Source organism: Flavobacterium crassostreae, assembly GCF_001831475.1.
Lineage (GTDB): Bacteria > Bacteroidota > Bacteroidia > Flavobacteriales > Flavobacteriaceae > Flavobacterium > Flavobacterium crassostreae.
Genome location: NZ_CP017688.1, coordinates 2111381 through 2135723 on the forward strand (window position 1 = coordinate 2111381; position 24343 = coordinate 2135723).

The following is a 24343-nucleotide window of genomic DNA, read 5'->3' on the forward strand; positions in this document are numbered from 1 at the left end:
TCCAAAAATTACATTAGAAATTCCTCGGTAGCTAAGGTGTTTAAGCCTAAAAAAGAAATTGTTTCATTTATTTTAAATTACTCTAAAGCCTGTTATGCTATTAAGACAGAGCACAAAGTTTTTGATATTATGATTAATTAAAGCATGGTTTTGGTGCTTTAAGATAAAAACCCGTAACGTATACTGCATAAGTCACGGGTTTTTTTATGGTTTAGATTTAGCACGTATTGATTTACTCTATGTAGCCATTATTTTTAATTTAAAGTCAATGCTCCCAAAATTTCTTCGGACAAAAAAGGACCTCCAGGGTATCTAGCGGTGTAGTCTAGGTTGAGCCAAATTTGGTCCCGCTCGTCGATGTGGTAATGCAGTTGTTTGTGGTAACTTTCTTTTGGAAACAATACATTTTTGATCAAAAAATTGACCGTTTCGAGATCACTCAAACTCCCTATGAGTATTTCAGGATAAATATGTCCTTTGGTGTGTATTAGTCTAGGTGTGCCTCCAATTGCTCTTACGCTTGCAGCCATCAATATGGAGTGGTCATCACAATCTCCCGAAAAGTAACCTAAAGATTCGCTGGCTGTTGCAATATAATCGGTGTCTTTGGGATCATTGACATAATTCCAGCGGCTGTTAATTTCTTTAAAAACGGCAAAACATTGTATTATGGTTCTGTAGTCAGAATAACCTTTGATGTCTTTAAAGTTTTTAGAAGTGGCCATTATGGCAAAATTGCGCACTTTAGGATTTTTGTACTCAATGGCTTTAAGTATTTTGGATTTGTTTGGAAAGGGCAATAATTTGGAAATGATTATATCTTGTGGATAGGGATTGTCTGACATGGTGTAGATCATAGAATCATAATCTTCGTAAACGCTATTGAATCCATAATTACCAAAAACGGTTCCGTAGAATAAAACCAACATATATAGCGCAATGCATATAATAATTATGGTTCTCAAAAGGCGCAATACTAGTTGTATGCTTATAATGATTAGCAAAAATAAAAGGATACGATCTAAATTAAATGCCCAATTTAGTTCTATTAGGTTTTGATGTGCAATTATAAATAATGGAATAGCTATTAAGATATTCAGAATAAATATAATTACATCGTCCCAGGGTTTTTGGACCTGTAGCTTTTGTTTTATATCCTGAAAAGAAATAGTTGTGATCTTTGCCATGTGTGTTAAAAAATGCAAAAAACTATAGTGCTTTTACAATTTCTTCAAAAGTACCTATTTTATCAATGATTTTTAGTTCTAATAATTGATTTTGAACATTGTTTAACACTTTTTTAGATAATGGATTTGCGGACCATTGGGTTAAGGAGAGCCATTGTTGTATATCCTGCTTTTTTAGATGGTATTTTGTAGCTAATTGGGTATCAATATTGGGTATTTGTTTAAAGGTTTTTGTTTTGGCGTTGATGATGCGCAGGATGGTTTGGATGGCTTCTGGGTTTTTTTCTAAAATTTCTTCTCGAACGGCAATCACAAAACAGGGCCAAGGGGTAGGGCAAGTGTCTATTTTTCTAAAAATACCGCTATCGACTAAGGGTTTGGTCATAAATTGCTCCCACATGAAATAGTCTGCGGTGCCTGTAGTTAGGGCGTTTACTGCGCCATCGATGGTGTGGACTATTTCAAATGGTATTTGATCTGTTTTCCAGTTTTGGTTTTGGGCATTTACATAGGTCATTAATTGGGATCCGGATCCTAGTCTGGATATGGCTGCTTTTTTGTTTTGTAATGCTGCAATGGTGGTATAGCTGGAGGTGGCTGCTACATGAATACCCCAAATTAGTGGGCTCTCTACGTATATTTGCACAATTTTGCTGGGGTTTCCGGCGGTAATGTCTTTTATAATTCCTTCGGTTAGCAGTACGGCTATGTCGGTTTGGCCGGATCGTAGCATTTGACACATTTTGCCGGTGCCTTCTGGAACATCGGTCCAGTGTAATTGGATGTTTTGGGTTTCAAATTCGTGGTTGTCTAAGGCTAGTTGCCAGGGTAAATTAAAGTGTTCTGGTACGCCAACGATGTTTATTGTGGTCATGTTTTTGGGTTTTGTGTAGGGGTGTTGTTCTGTTTTTTTGTAGCCCTGATAGTAGTGAAAATCCTTTTTGGAGGCTTTTTTGGCCTACAAAAAGATTGTAACGGATAGCAGGAAATAGCTCCTAAAAATTTTAAATTTAGCCTCCAACGCGTTTTACTCGAAATCCTTTGTGTTGTAGTAGTTCCATGATTTTGTCTCGGTAGTCTCCTTGGATGATTATTGCTTCTTCTTTGAAGCTGCCTCCGACGCTGAGTTTTGTTTTGATTTCTTTGGCTAGTATTTTAAAGTCTTCGTTGGTTCCTTGGTATCCCTCAATTATGGTGGTTGCTTTGCCTTTTCGTTTTTCGAATTTGCAAATCATGGGTTCTTTTTGTAGGTATAATTGGTGTGGGGTTGCCGCTGGGGCTTGGTCGGGTAGGGGTTGGTGGTCTGGAAATAGGTTTTTTAATTGGTCTTGTAAATCCATGTTTTGGGGTATTTGGTGGTAATTATTGGTGCAATTTTGTTTTTAGGGTTTGCTGTAGCGCAATTGGGTTATTTTTTTAATAAACCTAATTCTATGAGTCGTTCTTGCAAATAGGCGCCTGCGGTTGTGTTTTCGAATTCTTTGGGATGTTTGGCATCGATGCAATTGGCCAAAGAGTCTAATGGCATATCACTCACGGGATGCATAAAAAAGGGTACGGAGTATCTGGATGTTGCCCATAATTCTTTGGCTGGGTTGACTACTTGGTGCAGGGTTGATTTTAATTTATTATTGGTTAGGCGTGAGAGCATGTCTCCTACATTGATAACCAATTCTTCTGGTTGGGCAATGGCGTCTATCCATTGGTTGTTATGGTTTTGAACTTGTAGGCCTTTTCCTTGTGCTCCCATCAATAGGGTTATTAGGTTGATGTCTGCATGGGCTGCGGCACGGATGGCGTTGGCTGGTTCGGAGGTGATGGGCGGGTAGTGTATGGGACGCAAGATGGAGTTGCCTTGTGTTAGGTATTGGTCAAAATAAAATTCGTCTAGTTCTAAACCTAAGGCGAGTGCTCTTAGGACATAAACGCCTGTTTTTTCTAGCATTTGGTAGGTTTTTTGGCCTACGGAATTAAAATTTGGTAGTTCTTTAACGGTTACATTTTCAGGATATTCTGAGGCGTATTTGGAGTTAGTTGGTAGGTATTGTCCAAAGTGCCAAAACTCTTTTAAATCGGCTTCTTTTTTGCCTTTGGCATGCTCTTTTCCAAAAGAAACATAGCCGCGTTGTCCGGCAATGCCAGCTATTTCATAGGTTTTTTTGGTGGCTATTGGTAGGGCAAAAAAAGCTCTAATTTGTTCGTATAGTGCTTTTTGTAACGATTCTTCTAAAAAATGTCCTTTTAGGGCTACAAAGCCGATGTTTTCGAAGGCGTTTTTGATTTCGGTAACAAATTTTTGTTTACGTTTTGGATCTTCGGACAGAAAATCCCGCAAGTCCACACTAGGAATATGTTGCATAGTTTAAAATTTTATAGGAGACACAAGGCCTTTAAAAACGTTGTCTATACAAAGGTATTGAATATTTTAAGAAGGTTATTTTAAAAATGGAGCAATTAAAAAATTTCAGGATACTAATTGGTATATAGCCTTTAAAAAATGCTTGATTTAATTTTTTAGAGCGTAATTTTGTCAAAAATTATTGGGACTAAAATTTATTTTGAATGAAGCCATTAAAGGAAAATTTATTACGTAAGGATGCTACAATAACTAAAATTCAATTTGATAAAGAATGGTTTTATAAATTGAAAGATATTGTTTGGTATCTCAATGAAGATCTCTCTGCTATTGAGAGTATTTATTTGCCCATTACAATAGACGGAAAATCAGAATTAACACAATGTGTTACTTTTGAAGATATTTTGAGGGCTAGAAAAGAAAAATGATTTTTAATTACTGTATTCATGGATTAGTTTTCCATCAATATAGAACTGAATTATTCGTATATTATTTTTGCTTTTATAAACCGTCCGTATAAATTTTCCATTAAATTTTTTGACACTTCCGGAAATGGAGGTTTTATCTGAAAGCATATAAGAATAATTTAAAGAATGACTGTTGTTATCGATAGACACAAAATAATATTCACAATCTTTTGGTAGATCATATATAAAATCGGATGTTAAAATTTCTTTTTCTTTGAATGTTGTTTTATAGTTATTTTTAATACGTTTTGAAACTAAAATATCTGGATAAAATCTATTGATATCTTTGATCAAATCATATTGTTCAAATGATACAGTTTCTTTATTTTCAAAATACATAGTTAAATCTGAATCTTGAGAGAAAACGGGGATTGTTATTAATACAAAAAACAGTAAAGTGTATTTTTTCATAATTTTTTTAAATTCTAAAACGAAGCAAATATACTAACATAATCGAAATACGATAAAAAATAATTATAATATATTTTTGAACTATAATTTATAGTATGTAAAGAATTTTTTATTATATTTGTCATAGATTTTTTTTCAATAAGAGCCGAGGTATTCCAGTACCGTTTGAGGCTCTTTTTTTTTGTTTAAATTTTAATTACCAACCTTGTTTTACTCTTCCTTTTATTTCGTAATCGGGAAATTTATGTAAAAAATCTCCATTTTTATAATAACATAAAACCCCCCTTGTTCTTCTAATGTATACTAAGATATAATTCCATTCTATTGATTGTTTTTTCAACCATTGCGTATAAGAATATATATTATGCACGTATTCGGTAAACAAGCGCTTTTTACCATCAAAAAAAACTGTTACGGAATAATCATTTTTGCCTTTTAAACCTTCATAGTTCATAAAAAAAAGGGGTAAGAGATAAAAAAAATTATCAACAGGGAGCGAAAAAAGGGGTAAGAGATAAAAAAAATTATCAACAGGGAGCGAAAAGAGGGCAAAAAAAATAGCATGTTCAATTGAATGAACACGCTATCTATATAGTTATTTGTTGTTGTCATGTATTTTGATTTTTTTTCTAATAAGAGCCTTCCAGAGCTATAATCTTATTACGAAGTTTTGACAAATATACATATTTTTTTTAATTGTTTATATTGGTTCGAAAATATTTGAAATTAAATTACCTGCCATATCTTCAATTTTTACCCTTGTCATATTCGTTAATTGACCTAACGGAAGAGAAAATTTGGTTTGATTTTCGGTAAAATAAAGTAGGTACATTGAACCAACTGGAGGAGCTTTTGGCGGCTGAGTTCTAGAACTTAATTCAAAATAATACCTTGTTTTTGTGTAGGTTACACCCCCATCATTTGAAAAAAACAAATTAAAATCTGTTTTTGGTCTAAAACTAAAATCGACATTAACAGCAGAAGCAGGAAGATAGGGGGAGGACAAAATTAAATTTGGGAAAGGTTCTATTTGGCAAGTTGCAGTTAATAGGGTGTTTTCTCTTCGGAAATATGCCGTTTTTAACATGGAAATATCGGTAAACTCGGAATTAAATATTAAGCGTTCGATATGGGTTAATTGGAGGCATTCGTGGGGCTCTTTTATAAAATTAATACCTTTACGTAGAGCGCAAAATATAAGCCTTTCAGGCACTACAATTGGTATATCTAGGGTAGGGCGTTCAATTGTGCCTAATTGTAGATTTTCGTTTAGATAGTATAATATGTACATGGTGTTTTTTTTTTAAATTAAAGCCAGAAATAATTGCGTTTTTTGTAAAAATTAGAAAGTTCTTGGGATTGTTCTTTCGATAAGTATTTCAAAACATCGGCTTTTAGGTTTCTTGAACGTGTGGCGGTTGTGTAATAGAAATCTTCCAAAATAGGGAAAGTTCCAAGGTGTTGTTTTAAAAGCCTAATTGCTGTCTCCTCGTCTTCTGTCCAAGCCTTGACATTAAAAAACTCAAAATTTCCTATTTGATGGTTATCGTCAACGTTTGTACCAAATGCGGTGGCTATTTTTAAAGCATTGGTGTTTATTTGATTGATTGTTTTTTGGTTTAAATTTGGATACTTTTTTTTGACTTGCTCTACTTTTTGTTTAATAATTGCAGGGTTTCCAGTGGCATTTTCTGCTGTGTTTCTGTCTTTTTTTGCTTCGTCGGTTGCTTGTTCAATTTTATTTTTGAATTTTAAAATGTACTTATACAGGTAAGGGAAGAGCAAAAAAAACAAAACGATAATAACCCCATATTTCTTTAAAAATGGGGTTATTTTGTTGGATATATTAATTTTAGCGTTTTGTGCCATTATTTTTTATTTTGGTGTAAATAAAATAGGTAAGTAGTACGCCAACGACGATTAAAACAGTTTTTTGGTGTTCTTGGTAAAATTCTTTGATTTTTAACATTTTGATTTTGATTTAAAATTTTTTATAATTTGGTTTTTGGGTTTGGTTTAGGTAAAAAAAAACAAGGAAATAGCTAGTATAGAGGTAAAAAGCAAGCGTTTTAAAAGGTCTTTGTTGCTTGTTTTAGTATCGACAATTAAAACATCATCCGATACAGTGCCTAACATCGCTATTGCCTCCTTTATATGGCTATCCGTTACTAACTTTGCATTTTGTTTGCCGTTTTCGTGCTCAATGATGGCACGTGCTATATTAAATAAAAAAACGGCATCAATTTTTTTTAGTTGCGAATCAGGATTTAAAACGAGTTTTTTTGCTATTGTTTGAACGTATAAATCCGTGTTGTTTTCGTTTGGCGGGGCATATTCAGTAATTAATTTACGAATGGTGTTTTTACCTTTTTTTATATCGGTTATCACATCCCGAAGCATTGCACGTATACCGTATTGTATGGTGGTAAATTGTTCAAATTTGCGTTGAAAATCGGTATTGTTTTGTGCCGGTATTTTACCTTGCCAAGCAATATTGGTAAAAATTAAATTACCCGGGTTGTTGTTTCTGATACCTCGACTAAGGTCTTTTTTGCCTAAAAAACTATTCATTGGTTTCTATTTTAGGGGTTTGTTTTTCTTGGAGTGTTTCAAATCTTTCTTTCGCGAACTCCAAAATTTCCATAAGTAGTATAAAATAGGCACCATATTTGACTGCAATTTGTAGGAACTTTCCGACTCCTGAGATGATATTTATTTTTTTCATTTTATCGTTTTTTCTTTATATATTCTGGCGTTAGAAATGAAAAGTATTTCTTTTTGTGATTTACAATACATTTTGTGTTTCCTAAGTCAAAATAGAGAGCCCCTTTTCGTACATCGTACATTCCAAAGAGTGTTTTTGTATCTTTGTTATCTTTGTACTTTATTACCCACTTTTCGAAGCCATCCTTTACACTTTCGCCATTTAGGTTGGTTTGGTTCAACATTCGCCTTGCATTAACGGAAATCAAGCCAAAACGCTTGGTAGTCTTCCATGCAAATATTGTTTCAAAGGGTTCGAAATTTTGGGTACTTTTCGGTCGCACTGTCTGTAATTCCGCATCACTTTTTGAGGTGTAATTTTTCTTTGATGAAGTACTGGAAGAAGAGGAAGAAAACATAACGCTTTTGCCTTCTTTGTCCGTATATCCAATTTTTTTGCCTTCCTTGTTGTATATATCCATTTTTTTATGGGTTTTTTGGTTTTTTTAACATTTTTACTATTCCTACTATTCCTACTATTATCTGAACAGCCAACTTGATTATATCTATTGTCTGAGTAGGGGAGGGCACAAATTCGATACCCTCAATTAGTCCTACCGTTGTCCCTGATGTTAACAATGTACTCATTAGCGGTAACTACGTTTTACTGGTTGTTTCTTTGCGTTTTTTCTGATGAAATAAATGGCAATTCCAAGGGTTAAAATAGCTATTGCTAGTTGTTTCCAATGTTGGCTAAACCATTCTTTTATACTCATGTCAATTAAGCTAGAACCGCCTTTTGAAAGTGCTTTTTTAGTACCTTGGTTCATTCCATCAATTGCGCCATCAATTACCGCACCGCCTAACATTTCTACAGCGGAAGAAGTGACTACTTTTGTAACTTGATTAATATCATGGTTATTTTGTTGTCGTAAAATTTCGGCATCATACGCCCGCTGGTCTCTTTTTGCTTGGGCTTGGTCTTGCAAGTTTTGGGCGGTTGACTGAAGAACCCCGCCAAATCCAGGTATCACACCTAATGCGGGGGTAGCTATTTTTGCAAAATTTTTAAACGAAACGTTTTTTTTGATTGATTTACCTATTTTTTTAAAAAATCCCATATTAGATGTGGTTTCTAAGTATTAAATTAATTGTTTTACCTTGTGTTTTTCTGATGTTTACATTTACTACAGCGATTAGTGGTAATTGTATTTTGTCGGGAAAACTTGATTGTATGCTATTGTTAGATTTCACGTAAGCCACTGGGTCGATTGACTTACTTAATACCTCTAGCTCGAATAACGAGTACTTAACAATTTTGCCGTTGTCAAATGAATAGTTTATCTCTTCAATGCTATCGTCTTTATCTAGCACCAAGATGTCGTACCCCTCCACGTTAAAATCTTTGTTGGTATCTTCCGACCCCATGCTTTTATGTTCGAATGAAAAAATTTGAGTAGTGGTTAAAGGCTCTTCAATACCATTAATTTGATATTTTTTTGTTTCGTCTAAACCTTTTAATTCCACCTTAATTACGTCTTTTTCAAATAGATGGATAGCACCATTTAAAGCTATTTCGCAAGTGGCTACTAATCCAAAACCTCGGGGTAAATCGGAAACGAGGGCGTCCTCTCCGTATGTTGTAGCTAGTAAAAAATCCTTTAGAGACATTAAGCCTTTCGTGATTTCAAAATTAGTACCGTTTGCTCTTTCAATTTCCACCCTGATAGTTTCGGTAGTTAAATCTTTGTATTCTTTTTCAAGTGCTAAAATTAAAGTTGAAACGCCTTTTGTTACTGGAATAATACCGCTTTCTTTTACACCTGTTTTTTTGAAAATTTCCATGTTTTTTTTTTATAGTTTTACATTATTTGTTTGGCAAAAATTGGCATAAAAAAAACCGTAATTTTTGAAAATTACGGTTTTTGGGGTTTTTGGCATGGTTTTTACTCTATTTTAAAGTACTTTTTAAAATGAAAAAAAAGGACTATATTTATTTCATACTGTTGTTTTATATCCTTAAAATATTTTTCGGCGGTTGCTAGTGATACTGCTAATAATTCGGCTACATCTTTAGCCGTTAGTTTTTGGGTTTCCTTTTTTTCGTTCATTGGAAGCTTTTTTAAGAGCGGGAGGGCTGAAACTCCCGCTTTTTTTTATTAAATTAAGTTTATATTATCTTTTAGGCTTTGTTTCTTCAATAAAAAAATTTGGATTTAAAAAACGCTCTTTTTTTGGCTCGTAAAAAGTGCAGTCTTTTCTTGTTTTATACTTCCATCGTTGTGGTATTATACCACAAACACCTTCAATTGTTTTATTTTCACTGGAAGTTAAAGGTATCCAATTTTCGCATTTCTTACACGTATATATCATATTGTTAAAATAAAGTTAATTGTTCTTGTTTTGGTTGTTCTTGTTTTGGGTCTTGTTTGTGTTTTTTATACAAATCTAATTCGGGTAAAATCAACACTAATTTATTAGCTTTTAGTTGGTTGACGTGGTAATCTTGTTTTTTTTCGTGAGGTTCGAAGCCGTGACAGTTGGTTTCATCAAATTCAACTAATTGAGTAAAACGAGAGCAGAACCCCAAATGTTCGGTTCTTACATTGGAAATGTAACCTTGTGGGTTAAATTTTACGCAGTTTTTGCAGATGTTATTTTTCATATCAAAAGGGGTATATTATGTTTGTCAATTTCTATTTGTAAATCTTTAAAATCGTTAAAGTAGGTTAGTAGGTTGTATACCGAATTTAAACCGTTTTCTTTGTATTTGTTCAAAACGAGAGGTTGCAAGTCATTTAATGCTATTTTGCGCCATACAGGGAGGGAAATTTTTAATAAAATTTCATCAATATTGGTTTCATCTACTATTTCTTGGTCGGTTTTGTTAAACTCTTCTATTTGTTCCGCATATTTTTTTAGTAAGCTTCTGGATATATTAACATAGTGCCTGCCTTGTGTGTATTCGACGTAAGTTGCGTATACCCAGTATAAAAGCCTTTTTTGTTGGTAATCTTCATAGTCTCCTAATGCTATTTTGGCTAGACAGGTAAAAGGGGTCAATCCTTTAGACCCTTTTATATTTCCTTTAGTCATTTCATGCGTTATATCGTATTTTGCGAGATAGTCGGATATATCGGTTGTTAAAATTTTTTGATTTTGAGCCGAAACCAAACCGTTATTATCCCGAAATTTTGACCAGCGGGAAATAAAACGTTTTTGAAATTCAATTGAGGAAGCACCTTTTGAATTATCGTAAAAAAAAAGTACGTGTAAATGCGGATGCCATCCATTTAAAAAACTGTAGGTAATTTCAAGCGTTTTAACCATGCCAAAGAGCTCTATTTCTTTTTTATTGTCTTGATACCAGCGAGTGTTTTGGAATGCTTTAAAATTGCTTAAAAGCTTGTCTAACGTCTTAATTAAAGGGTCTTTTGCAGAATGCCTAACCGTAAGCGTTAAAAAGCCAATTGTTTTGCCCTCTTTTTGATGAGAAGTGATTAAAGCGCTTAATAATTCTTGTTTATTGTTTGCTATTTTCAATGCACAAACGGGACATCTCCAGTAACCGCCACAATTCGCAAGCCCCGAAAAAAACAAGTTTCCTTTTTCGCTGCTGCATAATTTAATAGGGTTGTTATCGTTTCCGTGGGGTTTGTAACCGCAGTATTGAATGCGTGGACGTCGGTGTTCCTTTGTTTCTTTTACCGTGTAATTCTTTTTGGCAACATTCCGCATTGAGTGCAGGAGGGTTTTATACATTTCCACTTTTTCGGAAGATTGCTTTAATTCTTGGCGTACCAAAACCGTATCATTATCAAGCAAATCGGACTTTTTACGTCTTTTGGTGTTAAAGTATTGATTATCAAAGATATTTGCTATTTCTTCCGAACTATAATTTATATTATGTAAAATAGAAAACAATTCAAATCCCTTAAATTACTATTTTTAGTTCCCCTTTTTGGTACAATTGCTACAGTATGGCCTTTAAAGTATCTCAAAAAACACTTAATCGATAAATTATGTCTCTAGGACAGATTGTGTACTATTTCCGTTTATAATTTATTAAATTACTATTTTTAGTTCCCCTTTTTGGTACAATTGCTACAGTATGGCCTTTAAAGTATCTCAAAAAACACTTAATCGATAAATTATGTCTCTAGGACAGATTGTGTACTATTTCCGTTTATAATTTATTAATTTTGCGAAACTAAAACCAGAATCGCTATGAATACTATTGCCAATCAAATTGCAGATTTTTTGAAAGTGTATGCTCCCTTTAAATATTTAACATATGAAGAATTAAGCAACATAGCCTCTACTATCCGCGTACTTAATTTAGAGGTCAATACCACTCTTTTTCAAGTGGAAGAAACCTTGCACGATTGTTTTTATGTGGTAGCCTCTGGTTTGGTTAATTTGTCTGTGATTGTAGATGCCGAAGAAACCATTTTGAATAAATGCCATGAAGGAGCATTATTTGGACTGCGCCCTTTTTTTGCCAAAAATAACTATACCATGACCGCCAAAGCGCGCGAAGAAAGTATTGTTTATGCCATTCCGATAGCAGTTTTTAGACCATTTGTGGCAAATAATACGGAGGTTTTAAATTTTATGCTCGAAAATTTTGCGGTAAACACCCACAATTCTAAAGATAAAGAAAGCATGCACAACAACCAAATCTCGGATACGGTTTATTATACCGGACAAACCTCAGAGATGCAATACTTTCAAACCCTATCTTACAATAACCAACCTATTATTGTCTCGCCTTTTAGTTTGGTACAGGATGTTGCTCAATTAATGGCCGAATCTAAAAATACTAGCGCAATTATTTGCAAAAATAACCTTCCGGTAGGGATTGTAACGGATAAAGATTTTTCGTCCAAAATAGCCACCGGAAGGGTTGCTATATCTGCAATGGTAGATAAAATCATGGTTGCTCCGGTGCTTACTGTTCTAGAAAACATATCCCTTGCCGAAGCCCAACTTTTGATGCTAAAAAATGGCGTTACTCATTTATGTGTTACTAAAGATGGCTCAGACCAATCGGTTGTAAAGGGAGTTATCTCTGAGCATGATTTGGTGGTTGCTCAAGCAAATAATCCAGGGGTTTTAATCAAAGAAATTAAACGTTCACAGACGGCTTTAGAGTTAAAACAAATTAGATTGCGTATGGCAGATTTGATACTAACCTCGATTCAAAAAAACATACCCCTGACACACCTAACCAATATTGCTAGCGAAATAAATTTTGCACTCTTAAAACGAGCCATTGAACTTTCTATTTTAGATATCGGCTCCGCTCCTACTCGTTTTGCTTGGTTTAGCATTGGTAGTCAAGGCAGAAAAGAACAACTATTATTCACAGACCAAGACAGTATTTTAGTTTTTGAGGATGTTGTTCCTGAAAAATATAGAGAAACCAAAGATTATTTTTTAAATTTAGCACAAAAAACCACGTCTATTTTAGAAACAGTGGGCTACCCATTGTGCCCTAATGGCCACATGGCAAGTACTATTTTGTGGTGTAAATCGCTATCGGATTGGATAAAACAATATACCAATTGGATCCATACTCCAGGAGAAAATAGCAAGGATTTAAGTAGTATCTTTTTTGATTATGAAATTGTTTTTGGAGAACAAAAAATGGAAGATGCACTCAATGATACCATATTCAAAAATGGAGATAAAAATACTTTATTTTATGATTTTTTGGGTAACGATGCTTTAAGAAAAAATACGCCTTTAACTTTCTTTAAAAATTTTCATGTTGAAGAAGAAGGCCCCAACAAAGATAAATTTGATATCAAAACTCGAGCCCTAATGCCGCTAATTGATGGTGCACGTTTGTTTGCTATTAGCCATGGTATACGCGGAATCAATAACACCTATATGCGTTTTAAACAATTAGCCATTAAAGATCCAAAGCACGCAGAGGTTTATTTAGAATGTGCCGAAGCTTTTTTGTTTTTATCCAAGTTACGAACCCTAGAAGGCGTAAAAAATGATACTTCTGGGCAGTATATTAATCTTGAAGAGTTGTCAAAAATAGATAAAGAAAAGCTAAAAAATGCCTTGGCACCAATGCGAGATTTAGAGCACTTAATAAAAGATACGTTTCAATTAACACAATTTTCTTAATTATGCTAGACTGGATTAAAAACATCAATAAAGAATACCCAGAGTTCTGGAAAACCTACCTATCTAAATTTGAAAAAAAATCTAAGAGATATGTAGTTTTATCTACTGAAACTACGGGTTTAAATATCACAAAAGACGTTATTATTAGTATAGCTGCCTTTGCAGTGGTGGATAATAGTATTTTTATTGAGGATAATTTTGAAAAAATAGTATTGCAATACAAATATTTTCATGAAAACAAGCTTACCAATGAGTTTACCATCGAAAGTAAAATGGAAAAATTAGGAGAGTCTGAGGCCATCCAAAAACTAATAGACTATTTAGGCAATGCAATTATTGTGGGGTATCATGTAGATTTTGAAGTAGAAATGATTAATGCCGCTTTAGAAAAATTGGGGTGTGGCCGTTTAAAAAACGAAGCATTAGATATTGAAATCATGTACCAAAAACTACAAGAAGTGACCGACAAATCGTTTACTTTAAAAGAATTAGTGGATGCTTTTAAAATACCTGTCAGAGACCGAATTTCTGCGGCAGACGATGCCTATACTATTGCATTATTGTTTTTAAAACTTAAATCTAGATTAAAGATTGCTTAAAATTAAATCCATTGCAATTTAGTAGCAATCAATTATATATTGAATAGGATAAAAAAACTGCTTCTGGAGAGAGAAGCAGTTTTTTGAGTTTAAAAACCAAAGGGTATTTATATTTTTCCGTCTTTAATTTGGTCAATAATTTCGGGGTTTAATAACGTAGAGGTATCTCCAAAATCGGTAAAATCTCCTGCGGCAATTTTACGCAATATTCTGCGCATAATTTTTCCGGAACGAGTTTTTGGTAATTCACATACAAATTGAATTTTATCCAATTTAGCGATCGGCCCAACATGATCCGTAATGTGTTGGTTGATTTCTTTAAAAAGATTTTCTTTGTTTCTATATTCTCCGGTTTCTTTTAAGATTACAAAGCCATACAATGCATTTCCTTTAACCTCATGTGGAAAACCTACAATTGCGCTTTCTGCAACGGCAGGATGTTCGTTGATAGCATCTTCAATGGGAGCAGTACCTAGGTTGTGTCCCGATACAATAACCACATCATCGACACGCCCTGTAATTCTATAATAGCCTACTTCGTCGCGCAAAGCGCCATCTCCGGTAAAAAATTTTCCAGGAAAATCAGAAAAATAAGTGTCTTTATACCTTTGGTGGTCTCCCCATATTGTTCTTGCAATTCCGGGCCACGGAAACTTGATACACAAACTACCGACTAATTGGTTTCCTTCAATTTCATTACGTTTTTCATCCATCAAAACCGGTTGGATGCCCGGCAACGGAAGCGTTGCATAGGTAGGCTTGGTTGGCGTTACAAAGGCTATTGGCGCTATCATAATACCTCCTGTTTCTGTTTGCCACCAGGTATCTACTACGGGACATTTTTTGGCTCCTACATGGTCATTGAACCAGTGCCAAGCTTCTTCATTTATAGGTTCTCCTACTGAGCCAATAACTTTTAGAGATTGCAGTTGGTAAGAATTGACATACTCTAAACTTTCTTTTGCCAAAGCTCTAATTGCAGTTGGTGCGGTATAGAATTGGGTTATTTGATGTTTTTCAATAATTTGCCAAAAACGACTAAAGTCAGGATACGAAGGGACTCCTTCAAAAATCACGGTTGTTGCGCCATTTAATAAAGGGCCGTATACAATATACGAATGACCCGTTATCCAGCCAATATCTGCCGTACACCAAAAAATATCGTTTTCTTCGTAATTAAATACGTTCTTGAAGGTATAGGCTGTATGTACCATATATCCTGCTGTGGTATGTACCATCCCTTTTGGTTTGCCGGTAGATCCAGAGGTATAGAGTATAAAAAGAGGGTCTTCGGCATCCATTATTTCTGCCACTGAATTATCCGAAGCTTCTTCTAAAAGTGGTTGCAACCATTGGTCTCTACCTTCTTTCATTTGTATAGGCGTGTTGGTTCTTTTGGTTACCAAAACGCGGGTTACAGAAGGGCATTTTTCTAAAGCTTCGTCAATTATTTCTTTTAATTCGATCGTTTTGTTTCCTCTAAAACCACCATCGGCTGTAAGTACCATTTTGCAGGCGCTATCCATTATTCTGGTAGCTACCGCAGATGCTGAAAATCCAGCAAAAACTACAGAATGAATCGCTCCTATTCTGGCACATGCCAAAATACTAACGGCCAATTCGGGTATTATGGGCAAGTAGATACAAACCCGATCCCCTTTTTGGATGCCTTGTTCGCGCAATACATTTGCCATTTTGCATACTCTTTGGTGTAATTCATTGTAGGTAATATGCAACGCTTCTTCGTTGGGATCATTAGGTTCAAAAATAATAGCGGTTTTGGTTCCTCTTTTATTTAAATGTCTATCAATGGTGTTTTTGGTAATGTTTAATTTAGCTTCGGTAAACCATTTAATATCTGCTTCGGCCATATTAAAATCGACTACTTTTTCCCATTGTTGGTACCATGTGAAATTTTCTTCGGCAATTTTTCCCCAAAATTTTCTGGGTTCTCTAACCGATTTATTGTAATGTTTAAAATATTGTTCTAAATTATCCACTTTATAGTAACTCATTCGTATATTTTTTTATAAAAGTATTAAAATGCACCCAATACTTAAAATTATTTAGATTATTAAATGGATATAAAAATACATTTTATTGTATTAATATTCTAAAAATTATAAGTTTAATACCATCTGTTTTGTATTAAAAATAAAGCTAAAAAAGGTGAAATAGAAACTCTATTTCACCTTTTTAACGGGTATTGTTGTTTACCATTAAGAAAATGTAACAAGCGCGCCTGCACTTTAAAGCCTTTTTATTTATTTGTTTACTAATTCAAAATATTTAAAAACGATGCCACGCGCCTGTTACCAACACACCGTTGGTGTGTTCTTTCTTAATCTTGATTTATCCTATTTTTTTCATAGCTGTCATAGAAGCACGCAACCATTCTCCTACTTCTTCAATTGGGTGTGCTTGGATGCTTTTGTTTACAGCAATTAATACTGCATTGTCTACACTATTGGAGTTAGAAAATGGGGTACCAATAATGTTGGTTTCAACGGTTTTCATAAACTCGGTTAATAATGGTTTGCAAGCATGGTCAAATAAATAACAACCGTATTCTGCAGTATCTGAAATGATTCGATTCATTTCATATAATTTTTTTCTGGCTACTGTATTTGCAATCAATGGCAATTCGTGCAACGATTCGTAATAAGCCGATTCTGCAATAATTCCGGTTTCGGTCATGGTTTCAAATGCCAATTCAACACCTGCTTTTACCATTGCAATCATCAGAACACCATTGTCAAAATATTCTTGTTCAGAAATTGGCGCTTCTTGTGCTGGTGTTTTCTCAAAATTAGTCTCTGCAGTTGCAGCTCTCCATTTAAGTAAATTAGCATCGTTATTATTCCAGTCGATCATCATGTTTTTAGAAAATTCTCCAGAGATAATGTCATCCATGTGTTTATGAAATAAAGGACGCATAAGGTCTTTTAATTCTTCGGATAAACGGTATGCTTCAATTTTTGAAGGATTAGACAAACGATCCATCATATTGGTAATTCCGCCATGCTTTAATGCCTCTGTGATGGTTTCCCAACCGTATTGAATTAATTTAGAAGCATATCCTGGTGCAATTCCTTTTTCGATCATTTTATCAAAACATAAAATAGATCCTGTTTGCAACATACCACAAAGTATGGTTTGCTCTCCCATTAAATCGGATTTTACTTCGGCTACAAAAGAAGAGTTTAAAACCCCTGCTTTGTGACCACCTGTTGCTACTGCATAGGCTTTTGCTTGTGCAAAACCAACTTTTTTAGGGTCATTTTCAGGATGTACTGCAATTAAGGTCGGTACTCCAAATCCTCTCTTGTATTCTTCGCGTACTTCAGATCCTGGACATTTTGGTGCACACATAATTACCGTAAGGTCTTTGCGTATTTGCATGCCTTCTTCTACAATATTAAATCCGTGGGAGTAGGATAACGTTGCCCCTTCTTTCATCAATGGCATGATGGTATTCACCACAGCAGTGTGTTGTTTATCTGGAGTTAAGTTACAAACCAAATCTGCGGTTGGGATTAAATCTTCAAAGGTTCCAACAGTGAAACCGTTGTCTGCGGCATTACTATACGAAGCTCTTTTTTGATCAATAGCTTCTTGACGTAAAGCATAAGAAATATCTAAACCAGAATCTCTCATGTTTAGTCCTTGGTTTAAACCTTGTGCTCCACAACCTACAATTACTATTTTTTTGCCTTTTAGGGCAGCTATGCCATCCACAAATTCGGATTGATCCATGAATTCGCAAACGCGTAATTGTTCTAATTGTAATCTTAGTGGTAATGAATTGAAATAATTTGCCATTTTTTAATTTTATTTATGTTTTAATTCTTCTAATAAAGCGGAAATTTCCATTTTGTCTTTGGAAATAGATATTCTTCCAGAACGCACAAATTGCATGATCCCAAAAGGTTTTAATTTGTTGTATAAATCTTCTATATCGGAGCGTTTTCCAGATTTTGAAATCACAAAGAAATTTCTAGAAACGGTAACAATCTCGGAGTTACTTTCTTTAATTATGTTTTGGATTTTTCGTTCATCAAACAACAAACTAGATTCAATCTTGAATAATGCGTTTTCTAAAAAGATGGTTTCTTCATCCACATGATAAAATGCTTTGATGACATCAATTTGTTTTTCTAATTGGCCTACAATATTTTGCACCCATTTTTCGGTAGTATCCACTACTATAATAAATCTAGATACTGTTTCTATCTCTGATTCTGAAACATTTAGACTCAGTATATTAATGTGTCGCTTTAAGAATATACCGGATATTCTATTTAATAGGCCAACGTTATTTTCTGAATAAACAGAAATGGTGAATGTTTTATTTTCCATAATATTAACTTAATCGGATATCAGAAACGGACGCTCCTGTTGGAATCATTGGGAATACATTGTTTTCTTTCTCTACCATAACTTCCAGAAAGTAAGACTCTTTGGATGCCATCATTTCTGCAACGGCTGCGTCTAGATCTTCTCTTTTGGTTACTTTTTTTGCTTGGATGTAATAGCCTTGGGCAATGGCAACAAAATTAGGATTGGTCATCTCTGTGGAGGCATATCTTTTGTCAAAAAACAATTGCTGCCATTGGCGTACCATTCCTAAAAATTCATTGTTAAGTACTACTATTTTTACGGGTACTTTGGTCTGAAATATAGTGCCTAGTTCTTGAATTGTCATCTGAAACCCACCATCGCCAATAATTGCTACTACTTCGCGATCTGGTCTACCCATTTTGGCGCCTATAGCTGCCGGCAAAGCAAATCCCATGGTACCTAAACCGCCTGAGGTTACATTACTTTTGGATTGGTTGAATTTGGAGTAACGACAAGTAAACATTTGGTGTTGTCCTACATCGGATACCATTATAGCATCTCCTTTGGAGTGTTTGTTGATCATTTCGATGGTTTCGCCCATAGAAATTCCGTTTTTGCTTGGTTTTAGCTCCTCGTCAATAACTTTTTCGCATTCTATTTTGTATAATTCTTTAAACTCGTTATGCCACGAATTGTGTGCTTTTTTTTCAACCAAAGGAAGTATTGCCGCCAAAGATTCTTTTACGTCTGCCAGAACAGCAACATCTGTTTTTACGTTTTTGTCAATCTCAGCTGGATCAATGTCAAAATGAATTACTTTGGCTTGTTTGGCATAGGTGTCTAAATTTCCGGTCACACGGTCATCAAAACGCATTCCTAAGGCAATTAGTAAATCGCATTCGTTGGTAAGTTTGTTGGGAGCATAATTTCCGTGCATACCTAACATTCCTACGTTTAGAGGGTGGTCTGTAGGTAGGGCCGAAAGTCCTAATATGGTCCAAGCAGCAGGTATCCCGGTTTTTTCGATAAATTCTTTTAATAACGCTTCGGCTTGCCCCAAAATAATGCCTTGTCCAAAAACAATTAATGGTTTTTTGGCTTTATTAATTAGTGTGGCTGCTTGTGCTACTTTGTCTAAATTTAATTTTGGAACCGCAAGATAACTTCTAATTCCGGTACATTTTTGATAGCTAAAATCTAACTCGTCAAATTGTGCGTTTTTGGTAATGTCTACCAATACAGGACCCGGACGACCAGATCTAGCGATATAAAAGGCTTTGGCTAAGATGGCTGGAATTTCTGAAGCTTCGGTTATTTGGTAGTTCCATTTGGTTACTGGGGTAGATATCCCGATAATGTCTGTTTCTTGAAAAGCATCCGAACCCAATAGATGTTTGCCTACTTGTCCTGTAATACAAACCATTGGAGTGGAGTCTATTTGGGCATCTGCAATTCCGGTAACTAGATTTGTAGCTCCTGGTCCTGAGGTAGCAATTGCAACCCCTACTTTGCCAGTTACTCGTGCAAAACCTTGAGCGGCATGTGTGGCTCCTTGTTCGTGACGTACTAATACGTGTTGCAATTGGTCTTTGAATTTATATAATTCATCATAAACAGGCATTATGGCTCCACCTGGGTAGCCATAAACTAAGTCTACTCCTTCTTCTAATAAGCATCTTATAACGGCTTCGGCACCGGATATTCTATTTGTTTTCATTTTTTCTATCTTAAGGTTCTCTCTTTATTCCCTAAAATTTGGGTTGGCATTCTATAGGAGAGGGTGTTTTTTATACATTCTAACTAATAACTAGCTTTCTATTTTAAAGAATTAGTTATGGTAAATTATTTGTCGGTTACACATCCGGTTGATGCGCTAGATACGGATCGGATGTATTTTAATAAAACGCCTTTTTTAAAGCTAGATTCTGGTTGTATCCAATTTGCTTTTCTTTGGGCAAACTCTTGCTCAGAAATTTTAAGATTAATGGTATTGTTGACCGCATCAATGGTGATTATATCGCCATTTTGGACTAGTGCAATACCGCCACCATCATAGGCTTCGGGGGTAACGTGACCTACAACAAAACCATGGGAACCTCCTGAGAATCTACCATCGGTTATCAAAGCCACACTTTTGCCTAAACCTGCACCCATTATGGCAGAGGTTGGTTTGAGCATTTCTGGCATTCCTGGACCACCCTTTGGACCACAATATCGAATAACTACTACGTTTCCGGGTTTAACTTCGCCATTACGAACTCCAGTAATTACATCGTGCTCGTTCTCATAAACAATAGCATCTCCTTCAAAATACTCTCCTTCGTTACCGCTTATTTTTGCTACACAGCCTTCTTGGGCAAGGTTTCCGTACAAAATTTGGATGTTTCCGGTAGCTTTTAGCGCTTTTTGGATTTCATGAATCACCTCTTGGCCATCATTTAAATCGGGTACTGCTGCTAGATTTTCGGCTAGGGTTTTTCCGGTTACGGTTAGACAATTTCCATGAAGCAATCCTTCTTTTAATAAATATTTCATTACCGCCGGAACACCTCCTACTTCGTGTAGGTCTTCCATTAAATATTTACCACTAGGTTTTAAATCAGCCAATAATGGCGTTTTATCACTAATGTCCTGAAAATCTTTCAGAGTAATTTCAATATCTACGGCATGTGCCATGGCGATTAAATGCATTACTGCATTGGTAGAGCCTCCTAAAACTGCCACCATGGTAATTGCATTTTCAAATGCTTCTCGAGTCATGATGTCTCTAGGTTTGATGTCTTTTTCTAATAGTATTCGGATTGCTTTTCCGGCGTCAAGACATTCTTGTTTTTTTTCTGGGCTCAAAGCAGGATTTGAGGAGCTATACGGCAAACTCATTCCGAGGGCTTCAATTGCCGAAGACATGGTGTTGGCAGTGTACATGCCGCCACAGGCTCCTGCTCCAGGGCAAGCATTTTTGATAACTCCCTTAAAATCATCTGGTGCAATGGTATTGTTAAATTTTTTGCCTAAGGCTTCAAATGCAGAAACAATATTGAGGGATTCTCCTTTCCATTTTCCGGAGTGTATCGTTCCGCCGTAAACCATAATTGCTGGACGGTTAACTCTCCCCATAGCAATTACAGAACCTGGCATGTTTTTGTCACAACCCGGAACTGCAATCATGGCATCATACCATTGTGCTCCCATTACGGTTTCGATAGAATCTGCAATTACATCTCTAGATACTAAGGAATAACGCATTCCGTCAGTACCGTTAGAGATACCGTCACTCACTCCAATGGTATTAAAAATAAGCCCGACTAGATCTTGTTTCCAGACTCCGGTTTTAATGTCTTTGGCTAGATCATTTAAATGCATGTTACAGGTGTTTCCTTCGTATCCCATACTTACAATACCTACTTGGGCTTTGTTTAAATCTTCTTCGGTTAAACCAATTCCGTACAACATAGCTTGTGCAGCAGGTTGTGTTTCGTCTTGCGTTATGGTTTTGCTGTATTTATTTAATTCCATTCTATATCTGTTTGTGTAATTTATTTTTTTTATAAAAAAACCTCCTAAATGATTTAGGAGGTTTTTAATATTTTTAATCATATCAATATACTTCCCTATGCAATAATCACATTGACAACAAGTACGTTGACAATGATAATAGAAGAAATAATAGTAGATACTTGCATGTGTTTTTTTTTGAGGTCACAAAGGTATAAAAAACTATTGAAACAAAAAACACAATTTAAACAAAAAATTATCTCTCTCTTAACTATTTAATGCTTTTGTTGCTTATTTAGCTATTAAACAATAGTGGACTGCCCTATATGAACATTATTTGTGTTAAAATATAACAAATCATCTTTGTTTAGTATAAAATTTGAAATAAAAGTTCCTACTTCGTGGGTACCAAAATTAGTGCCTGGGTTTAAATCCATGGTTACAACATTGTAGTCAATGGCTTTTTGTACTGCTTGATAAACTAAATTGGCTTCGGTTTGCAATCCAAAATGCTCCAGCAACATGGCTGCCGAAACGATAGATGCAATTGGATTTGCTATGTTTTTATCTTTTGCCAAAGCGAAAGAACCATGTAAGGGCTCAAACAATGCCTTGGTGGTGCCAAAACTTGCAGAAGCCAATAGACCAATTGTACCGGTTATTGCACTGGCTTCATCCGATAGGATGTCTCCAAAAAGGTTTTCGGTCAACAAAATGTCAAATTGTTTGGGGTTTACCACCAATTGCATTGCGGCGTTGTCTACATACAAAAATTGCAACGCTACCTCTGGATAGTCCAGACTAATTTGCTGCACTACGTTGCGCCATAATCTGGATGTTTCTAGAACGTTGGCTTTATCAACTAGGGTTACTTTCTTTTTTCTTTTTTGGGCAGCTTGAAATGCCAAATGGGTAATTCGGCTTATTTCTTCTTGGGTATATTGACACAAATCGGTTGCTTTGGTTTTGTCTTTGTTTAAGGTTTTGTCACCAAAGTAAATGCCGCCGGTTAGTTCTCTAAAAATTATAAAATCCGTACCGTCTATGATTTCTCTCTTTAATGGAGAAAAAGGCACTAGACTTGAATAGGTTTTGATGGGTCTTTGGTTGGCAAATAACCCCAATTCTTTTCTTAATTTTAAAACACCTTGGGAGGGGCTTTTTTCAGAATTTAGATTCGTATCTTGGTTGTCTTTGTTGTCGACGGTTCCAAATAATACGGCATCAGTGTTTAAACATAAATTTAGGGTTTGTTCTGGTAGAGCGGTTCCGGTTTTGTCTATAGCAACTGCGCCTACTAGAGCTTCTTCAAAAATAAAGTCATGGTCAAACATCACCCCAATAGCGTGTAGTGCCTTTTTGGCCTGCAAGACTACTTCTGGACCAATACCATCTCCTGCTAAAACGGCTATTTTTAGATTCATAATTTAGAGCTTTAGGTTGTGTTATTTTGCTGGCTGACTATACGGATATTGTTTTGCAAGCTTCTATTATTTGATGGATGTCGTCGTCCACGACTTCTTTTTTAATATCTGCAAATTTTAAAAATTCGATATAAACAAGATCCAATTGTACTTTAGTTAGTTCGTAACCTACTTTTTTGGCTCTATAGGCTAGGGCGGCTCTTCCGCTACGGGCTGTAAGTATTATAGAAGATTCGTTCACGCCTACATCTAATGGATCCATAATCTCGTAGGTGGCTCTATTTTTGATAACGCCATCTTGATGGATTCCAGAACTGTGTGCAAAAGCATTTGCTCCTACAATGGCTTTGTTGGGCTGTACCAACATGCCCATACTCTCGGACACCAACCTACTCATTTCGTTGAGTTGTTTGGTATCTATATCGGTGTATAAATTAAGGTATGGGTGTTGTTTAAAGATCATTACCACTTCTTCTAAAGCGGTATTTCCGGCTCTTTCTCCTATTCCGTTAATGGTACATTCAATTTGTCTAGCTCCATTTGTTGCTCCTGCTATAGAGTTGGCTGTTGCCATACCCAAATCATTATGACAATGACACGACAAGGTAACGTGGTCTATACCTTTAACGTTTTCTTTTAAATACTTAATTTTTGCACCATATTCTTCGGGCAAACAATATCCTGTGGTATCGGGAATGTTTAAGACCGTTGCTCCAGATTTGATAACCTCTTCACAGACTCGAGCCAAGAACTCGTTATCGGTTCTTCCGGCATCTTCGGCATAAAATTCTACATCTTCTACATACGATTTGGCATGCGCTACGGCAAATTTTGCTCGGGCTATAATATCTTCTCTAGTGGTGTTTAGTTTGTGTTTTATATGGGATTCTGAAGTACCTATTCCGGTATGTATTCTTGGTTTTTTGGCATATTTTAAAGCTGCAGCAGCTACATCAATATCTTTCTCCACAGCTCGGGTTAAGCCACAAACAGTGGCGTTTTTTACCAATTTACTGATTTCAGTAACTGACAAAAAATCCCCTGGACTAGATACCGGAAAACCAGCTTCAATAACATCCACACCCATTTGATCTAATCGATTGGCAATGAGGAGTTTTTGCTTGGTGTCTAATTTACATCCTGGTACTTGTTCCCCATCTCTTAAGGTTGTGTCAAAAATTTGAACTTTCTCTCTATTCATTATCCATTTATTTAA

26 protein-coding genes are annotated in these 24343 nt (G+C 35.4%); 3 read left to right on the forward strand and 23 right to left on the reverse strand.

From position 1 onward, the window contains the following. Positions 1 to 254: 254 nt before the first annotated feature. The 4 genes from LB076_RS09460 to LB076_RS09475 form a co-directional block, all read right to left on the reverse strand. Entirely contained in the window at positions 255 to 1187 is a 933-nt protein-coding gene (locus LB076_RS09460; RefSeq protein ID WP_066330748.1) for a transglutaminase-like domain-containing protein, read from the reverse strand. Between the two features lie 22 nt (positions 1188 to 1209). Continuing rightward, positions 1210 to 2061: a substrate-binding domain-containing protein gene (locus LB076_RS09465; protein WP_066330749.1), complete on the reverse strand. Its 852-nt coding sequence runs from the start codon at positions 2059 to 2061 to the stop codon at positions 1210 to 1212. A gap of 136 nt (positions 2062 to 2197) precedes the next feature. Then, on the reverse strand, positions 2198 to 2527 hold the full coding sequence (locus LB076_RS09470; RefSeq protein ID WP_066330751.1) for a translation initiation factor: 330 nt from the start codon (positions 2525 to 2527) through the stop codon (positions 2198 to 2200). A gap of 68 nt (positions 2528 to 2595) precedes the next feature. Further along, positions 2596 to 3546, reverse strand: coding sequence for an isopenicillin N synthase family dioxygenase (locus LB076_RS09475; protein ID WP_066330754.1), 951 nt, complete (start codon positions 3544 to 3546; stop codon positions 2596 to 2598). A 203-nt stretch (positions 3547 to 3749) separates the two neighbouring features. On the opposite strand from LB076_RS09475, the gene LB076_RS09480 reads away from it, so the two are divergent. Continuing rightward, positions 3750 to 3971 carry a hypothetical protein gene (locus LB076_RS09480; protein ID WP_066330757.1) on the forward strand — a complete coding sequence of 74 codons (222 nt, stop codon included), beginning with the start codon at positions 3750 to 3752 and terminating at the stop codon, positions 3969 to 3971. 3 nt (positions 3972 to 3974) lie between these two features. Here the strand turns inward: LB076_RS09480 and LB076_RS09485 are convergent, their stop codons facing one another. The 12 genes from LB076_RS09485 to LB076_RS09530 all read right to left on the reverse strand — a co-directional run bounded on the left by LB076_RS09485 (position 3975) and on the right by LB076_RS09530 (position 10949). Continuing rightward, positions 3975 to 4421, reverse strand: coding sequence for a hypothetical protein (locus LB076_RS09485; RefSeq protein ID WP_066330759.1), 447 nt, complete (start codon positions 4419 to 4421; stop codon positions 3975 to 3977). A 196-nt stretch (positions 4422 to 4617) separates the two neighbouring features. Beyond that, positions 4618 to 4875, reverse strand: coding sequence for a hypothetical protein (locus LB076_RS09490; RefSeq protein ID WP_066330762.1), 258 nt, complete (start codon positions 4873 to 4875; stop codon positions 4618 to 4620). Between the two features lie 246 nt (positions 4876 to 5121). Beyond that, positions 5122 to 5712 carry a hypothetical protein gene (locus tag LB076_RS09495; protein WP_066330765.1) on the reverse strand — a complete coding sequence of 197 codons (591 nt, stop codon included), beginning with the start codon at positions 5710 to 5712 and terminating at the stop codon, positions 5122 to 5124. A gap of 17 nt (positions 5713 to 5729) precedes the next feature. Next, the gene (locus LB076_RS09500) at positions 5730 to 6290 is read right to left on the reverse strand and encodes a hypothetical protein (RefSeq protein ID WP_066330767.1); all 561 of its coding nucleotides are present in this window, start codon (positions 6288 to 6290) and stop codon (positions 5730 to 5732) included. Positions 6291 to 6437: 147 nt separating this feature from the next. Then, on the reverse strand, positions 6438 to 6992 hold the full coding sequence (locus tag LB076_RS09505) for a hypothetical protein (protein WP_066330769.1): 555 nt from the start codon (positions 6990 to 6992) through the stop codon (positions 6438 to 6440). Beyond that, the gene (locus LB076_RS13865) at positions 6985 to 7146 is read right to left on the reverse strand and encodes a hypothetical protein (protein WP_157776677.1); all 162 of its coding nucleotides are present in this window, start codon (positions 7144 to 7146) and stop codon (positions 6985 to 6987) included. The genes LB076_RS09505 and LB076_RS13865 overlap by 8 nt, the downstream gene beginning before the upstream one ends. A gap of 1 nt (position 7147) precedes the next feature. Next, positions 7148 to 7606 carry a hypothetical protein gene (locus tag LB076_RS09510; protein ID WP_066330774.1) on the reverse strand — a complete coding sequence of 153 codons (459 nt, stop codon included), beginning with the start codon at positions 7604 to 7606 and terminating at the stop codon, positions 7148 to 7150. A 165-nt stretch (positions 7607 to 7771) separates the two neighbouring features. Continuing rightward, positions 7772 to 8245, reverse strand: a complete 474-nt coding sequence (locus LB076_RS09515) for a hypothetical protein (protein ID WP_066330781.1) — start codon at positions 8243 to 8245, stop codon at positions 7772 to 7774. Position 8246: 1 nt separating this feature from the next. Beyond that, positions 8247 to 8969 (reverse strand): hypothetical protein, encoded by a 723-nt coding sequence (locus LB076_RS09520; RefSeq protein WP_066330788.1) that lies wholly within the window; start codon positions 8967 to 8969, stop codon positions 8247 to 8249. Positions 8970 to 9070: 101 nt separating this feature from the next. After that, the gene (locus LB076_RS13870; RefSeq protein ID WP_157776678.1) at positions 9071 to 9235 is read right to left on the reverse strand and encodes a hypothetical protein; all 165 of its coding nucleotides are present in this window, start codon (positions 9233 to 9235) and stop codon (positions 9071 to 9073) included. A 266-nt stretch (positions 9236 to 9501) separates the two neighbouring features. Beyond that, positions 9502 to 9789, reverse strand: a complete 288-nt coding sequence (locus tag LB076_RS09525) for a hypothetical protein (RefSeq protein ID WP_066330792.1) — start codon at positions 9787 to 9789, stop codon at positions 9502 to 9504. Then, positions 9786 to 10949, reverse strand: coding sequence for a protein rep (locus tag LB076_RS09530; protein WP_157776679.1), 1164 nt, complete (start codon positions 10947 to 10949; stop codon positions 9786 to 9788). Before LB076_RS09530 ends, LB076_RS09525 begins: the two co-directional genes overlap by 4 nt. A 402-nt stretch (positions 10950 to 11351) precedes the next feature. On the opposite strand from LB076_RS09530, the gene LB076_RS09535 reads away from it, so the two are divergent. Beyond that, on the forward strand, positions 11352 to 13268 hold the full coding sequence (locus tag LB076_RS09535) for a DUF294 nucleotidyltransferase-like domain-containing protein (RefSeq protein ID WP_066330797.1): 1917 nt from the start codon (positions 11352 to 11354) through the stop codon (positions 13266 to 13268). Between the two features lie 2 nt (positions 13269 to 13270). Next, a complete protein-coding gene (locus LB076_RS09540) occupies positions 13271 to 13867 on the forward strand; it encodes a 3'-5' exonuclease (protein WP_066330800.1) in 597 nt (198 codons plus the stop codon). Positions 13868 to 13974: 107 nt separating this feature from the next. On the opposite strand, the gene acs is transcribed toward LB076_RS09540, so the two are convergent. The 7 genes from acs to LB076_RS09575 all read right to left on the reverse strand — a co-directional run bounded on the left by acs (position 13975) and on the right by LB076_RS09575 (position 24328). Then, positions 13975 to 15882 (reverse strand): acetate--CoA ligase, encoded by a 1908-nt coding sequence (gene acs, locus LB076_RS09545; RefSeq protein WP_066330803.1) that lies wholly within the window; start codon positions 15880 to 15882, stop codon positions 13975 to 13977. Between the two features lie 337 nt (positions 15883 to 16219). After that, the gene (gene ilvC, locus LB076_RS09550) at positions 16220 to 17689 is read right to left on the reverse strand and encodes a ketol-acid reductoisomerase (protein WP_066330805.1); all 1470 of its coding nucleotides are present in this window, start codon (positions 17687 to 17689) and stop codon (positions 16220 to 16222) included. Between the two features lie 9 nt (positions 17690 to 17698). Continuing rightward, positions 17699 to 18226, reverse strand: a complete 528-nt coding sequence (ilvN, locus tag LB076_RS09555) for an acetolactate synthase small subunit (RefSeq protein ID WP_066330806.1) — start codon at positions 18224 to 18226, stop codon at positions 17699 to 17701. Positions 18227 to 18230: 4 nt separating this feature from the next. Further along, complete coding sequence (gene ilvB, locus LB076_RS09560; protein ID WP_066330809.1) at positions 18231 to 19925, reverse strand: biosynthetic-type acetolactate synthase large subunit; 1695 nt, start codon at positions 19923 to 19925, stop codon at positions 18231 to 18233. 125 nt (positions 19926 to 20050) lie between these two features. Next, the gene (gene ilvD / locus LB076_RS09565) at positions 20051 to 21724 is read right to left on the reverse strand and encodes a dihydroxy-acid dehydratase (protein ID WP_066330965.1); all 1674 of its coding nucleotides are present in this window, start codon (positions 21722 to 21724) and stop codon (positions 20051 to 20053) included. 281 nt (positions 21725 to 22005) lie between these two features. After that, positions 22006 to 23127 (reverse strand): 3-isopropylmalate dehydrogenase, encoded by a 1122-nt coding sequence (gene leuB / locus LB076_RS09570; protein WP_066330812.1) that lies wholly within the window; start codon positions 23125 to 23127, stop codon positions 22006 to 22008. 37 nt (positions 23128 to 23164) lie between these two features. Beyond that, on the reverse strand, positions 23165 to 24328 hold the full coding sequence (locus tag LB076_RS09575) for a 2-isopropylmalate synthase (protein WP_066330817.1): 1164 nt from the start codon (positions 24326 to 24328) through the stop codon (positions 23165 to 23167). Positions 24329 to 24343 lie beyond the last annotated feature (15 nt).